The sequence below is a fragment of the Neobacillus drentensis NBRC 102427 genome (assembly GCF_001591445.1).
GTDB classification, from domain to species: Bacteria; Bacillota; Bacilli; order Bacillales; family Cytobacillaceae; genus Neobacillus; species Neobacillus drentensis.
Map to the genome: position 1 here is coordinate 1 of NZ_BCUX01000110.1, position 4130 is coordinate 4130.

The window sequence follows — 4130 nt, forward strand, 5'->3', positions numbered from 1 at the left end:
TCTATTTATTAGCTCGGGTAATTAACCTACCGCCCCTCCAACGGATAGGTGCGGGTCCCTCCTCTGATCCTAGCTAAGGGAATCCGCAGCTTTTCTTTGAAAAAAATCAACAGGCATAGCTCTAGGAAATAGAAAGCAAACTAACATCGTGGGTGCCGATAACAGTATAGTTAGCATCCTTGAAGGAAAAACAACATGGGTGGTGAAAAAAATGGCGAAAAATAAGAATAACCAACTGAAGAAGGAACATAATACAGCTCTGCCAAAAGCAGATGTAGAATTTGCGGAAGAACGAGGAAATGGACTTGAAAAAGTAGCATTAAAAGCTCAAAAAAGTCATAACAAGTGACCATGGCAGGACAGTTTGACCTGTCCCTCCTGATGTTTTAGTGGCATTTCTGTGATGAAGTTATAGGAAGTTCAATGAGATTGGATTGAAAATTCCAATCTCATTTTTCTGTGGAAAAGGGGCGGAGCGCCGCATAAGCGAGTCTATTTAACTAGTCGTAGTGAGATTACAAATTATCCAGGGATAAATGAAGTATAGCTTCAGCGGTAAACTCTCCCCATTTACCGCTGAAGAAACTTTTTCCTTTAGACGGGAAATGAAACGACTCTCCATTTACCGCCGTGGCAATTTTTTCCTTTGAATGGTAAGTGGAAGGGTCCTCCATTTACCCCAGGAGCAGATTTTTCCTTTGGACGGGAAATGAAAGAATAGAAAAAGGGCCAATCTCATTAGCGAGATTGACCTGTACACACCACACGGACAAAAAAGCAAATCTGTCCATTAACGGTGCCTGACACCAATGATGTGACACCAAGATGGAACTAAGGTCCGCCCTTCCCAGTTAAGATTGGATATACGGTCGATCTTTTAGGTGGTCGGTGTGCTCGCTCATGCGGACGTAAAACAGTTCGTAGCGGACCCAGCTGAGTGGGAAGGTAAACTCGACTTCATTTTTCTTATTGTAGACGAGTACTTTCTTTTTGTTGTATTCGACCTTTTTGATTTCGTGCAAGCCGATGGTGTGCTGCTTGGATCCGTCCATTTTCACCAATTGCCGGCCGACGATCTCAATTTTTCTGTTTTTATTTTTGGTGAGTTCATATAGACACATCGAACCGCCGATCACGGTTAGTGCTACTAAAAATGGAATTCCTGCTTCTGAAAATCCGGTGACCGCCTCTTTAATCCAATGAATTATTGCAAGGCTGAGAAAGAACCAGGCGCCCCGGCTGAGACGCGGTTTGCTTTCAAAATAGACACTGGTTTCATGTTCTTCTTTTTCCTGGGCTCTTTTTTCAAAAAAAGCAACTTTATGTTCTTCGATGCTGGCTGAATCCCATTCGACAAAATCGGTGTAGCTGCCGTCCCATAGTTCGGCGGTATCTTCGCCATCCTCTAAAGCATAGCCACCTGCCCAGCCCGCATATCGGGTCCCGTTCTCGAAGAAACTCAGCAAATAATAGCGGACCGGTTGGCCATAGCTGTTTTCCATTTCCACTTGATCGATAAGTTGAATATTCTTAGGGTAGTGGATGACTCCCCCTTCTTCCTCGGGCAGGTTGATAATCGTCGAATACAGCCTGGTTTTCGCCAAATGAGGCTGCTTTCCTTCCGAGATTGGATAGAGGTGTTCGAGATTTCTCTCCGTTAATTCCCAATAAACCATTTCTGCACTTTCGATATGCTCCGCTGCTTCAATCAGTGTGTTTGGGTTATATGGCAGGTTTTTCGCAACACAGACTAAAAGCGCCTCTGTTTTTATCAAGGGATCGCGGAAAGACATTGCCTGCTCGAGCTCAGGCCCAATTTCCGTTGAAAAATAATATTCCATTAAGCCAATCAGCAACCGCATTTGCGACCGGACGGCGAAATAACTGTCTTTCCAAGCTGTGTATACATATTTGCTTGAAAAATCGGCGTCAAATTTGAGGTACTCCTGTTTTACTGCCTGATAATCCTTGAGCAGGGACGGAAGGATGATTCCTTTTTTATAGCCCTGTTCGATTCCGGATGAGACCAGTGATAATACTAACTCATAAAGCTGAAATTTATAGTGTTTGGCATGGAGTTGGTCGAGTGTTTTATCCAGGATTCCCTTGCCCAGCATCGGATAAGCAGCCAGTTCCTTGACGGGAATATGGATTTCCTCTGTCAGGATAAGCTCGGCCATTTTTTCCTCGAGCAGATAAAAAATCCCCTCATCCTCTGTTGCCAGCAACAATTCCATGGCACGCACCTTTGCATGCGGATCAAATCTGTCCAAATGCTTTAGGAGTCCCTCAATCACTTCCGGCATCGGAAAGTCACAAACAAAGTCAATCAGATAAAATGAGGGGTTATCCCAATGATCGACTTGGGCCGGAAAGGTTGATGCAGCCGTTTGGATCATATCCTTTAACACATCGATTTGAACCTCGAGTCCATCCTGAAGCTTATATTGGAAAAGCTGATCAAGAGCCTCAAATCTTTTTTGCGGATTTTCATTTTTTATTTGTTTTAAAATGGAACGCAGCTTTAATTCAATCATCGAACCCCTACCTATCAATTCTATTAATTTTTAACATTATTAATTTATTTTATTTGATAACTATACGATCCGCAACGAGGTCGTCGTTGGAAAACCATGAGCTATTTTAACATAAATCCTTTCGAAAAAAATAAGACCTAACAGTTTTTTCCTGTTAGGTCATTTTTTTATAATGATATTAGTCTAAAACAATAATCTTCACGGTTTTTCTACCCCATTGTAATGCCTTGGATGTGGTTGGCACTAACACGTCGATTTTATGACCTTTAATTGCGCCGCCTGTGTCACCGGCAACGGCGATGCCGTATCCTTCCACCCAGACTTTACTTCCAAGCGGGATGACTCTTGGGTCAACAGCAATCAATTTCATATTCGGATGCTTACGAATATTGTAGCCGGCTGCAGTAATATGGTAGGACTCTTCCGGGCTGTAGGCCGTGGCAGTGACGTACATCTCTTTTCCGCTTACGGCTGCATTTGTTTCTTTTTCTGAAGATGGTGCCGGTTTTGCTTTTGTTGTTGGCGCAGGTGCTTTTGCCGCTTCTTGTTCATTTTTAATTTGCGCCTGAATCTCTTTCAGTTGTGATTCAATGCCTGCTTTTTCTTGCTCCGCCTGCGTCATTTGTTGAAGGATTTGATTGTATTTTTGCTGCATTATGGTTAAAGCTTGTTGGCGTTTTTGCATGTTTTGATCAAGATTATTTTGCTGTTTTGAAAGGTTCTCTTGGTCTGCTAATAATATTTGTTCTTGTCTATCAATCTCTTTTTTATCATTTTCAATCAGCTGCAGGTCTTCCTTCTGGGAGCCCAAAATATCTTTATCTGCATCCATCAGGGTTGAAACAGCGCTCGCGCGTTGGATAAAATCTGAGATGCTATCAGACTCGAAGAATAGGTTAATCATCACATCGATGGAATCATTTTGTTGAAGTGCGACGGCCCGCTGCTTCATGATTCCTGTCCGGGCAAGAATTTTATCTTCGAGGGCAACAATTTCTTGTTTCTTTTTTTCAATCAGTTGGTTTGTTTCGTCTATTTTTTGCTGTGTGTTCGCCATTATCTCTTTGTTTTTTGTAATCTCACTGTAAAGAGAGTTCAATTCTTGTTTAATTTTATCTATTTCTTGATTAACGGTTTGCTTTTCTTGGGCTTTTTGCTCCACAATTTTTTGTTTCTGTTCTAACTGCTGCTTCGCGTTATGTAGGTCTTCACTGCTTGTTTGTGCATATGTAACCATAGACCCCGTTACTGATAGCATGATGGTAAGTAACACGAGAATGATACGCTTTTTTGTCGTTTGCATACGCTTTCTCCCTTCCTTAGTACTCTTATTTATACCAGAAGAATATGCCAGCAATGTTACAAAAATATTAAAAGTACATCACTTTTTGTCATATTACAATAAAAGGTGTCATTTCTGTGTCATAACAGTGTCTACTTTTAGTACAGGAATGTTCGTGGTGGTGCCGCTTTTTGGAGGGTGCTTTTCTGGTATCCCTTTCTTGGTGTCAGGCACCAGGTGGGGGGAAATTGGCTGAAATAAAAAAAAGGACTCGGGGGGCGGTAGGTTAATCATCCGAGCTAATAAATAGA

The 4130-nt window shown here is 42.0% G+C and carries 4 protein-coding genes; 1 reads left to right on the forward strand and 3 read right to left on the reverse strand.

Annotated features, from left to right (window positions below):
- Nucleotides 1–211 precede the first annotated feature (211 nt).
- A complete protein-coding gene (locus BDR01S_RS25995) occupies nucleotides 212–349 on the forward strand; it encodes a hypothetical protein (RefSeq protein ID WP_169801478.1) in 138 nt (45 codons plus the stop codon).
- Between the two features lie 502 nt (nucleotides 350–851).
- Here BDR01S_RS25995 and BDR01S_RS24240 read toward each other — a convergent pair.
- The 3 genes from BDR01S_RS24240 to BDR01S_RS26140 form a co-directional block, all read right to left on the reverse strand.
- On the reverse strand, nucleotides 852–2537 hold the full coding sequence (locus tag BDR01S_RS24240; protein WP_066248536.1) for a hypothetical protein: 1686 nt from the start codon (nucleotides 2535–2537) through the stop codon (nucleotides 852–854).
- Between the two features lie 178 nt (nucleotides 2538–2715).
- Complete coding sequence (locus tag BDR01S_RS24245) at nucleotides 2716–3840, reverse strand: 3D domain-containing protein (protein ID WP_066248539.1); 1125 nt, start codon at nucleotides 3838–3840, stop codon at nucleotides 2716–2718.
- Nucleotides 3841–3948: 108 nt separating this feature from the next.
- A partial coding sequence (locus tag BDR01S_RS26140) for a hypothetical protein (RefSeq protein ID WP_218007896.1) occupies nucleotides 3949–4130 on the reverse strand: 182 nt, incomplete at its 5' end.

Bases quoted from the DNA above. Each gene is read 5' to 3' on its own strand.
- BDR01S_RS24245 (WP_066248539.1), bottom strand. From the start codon at position 3,840: ATGCAAACGACAAAAAAGCGTATCATTCTCGTGTTACTTACCATCATG.
- BDR01S_RS25995 (WP_169801478.1), top strand. From the start codon at position 212: ATGGCGAAAAATAAGAATAACCAACTGAAGAAGGAACATAATACAGCT.
- BDR01S_RS24240 (WP_066248536.1), bottom strand. From the start codon at position 2,537: ATGATTGAATTAAAGCTGCGTTCCATTTTAAAACAAATAAAAAATGAA.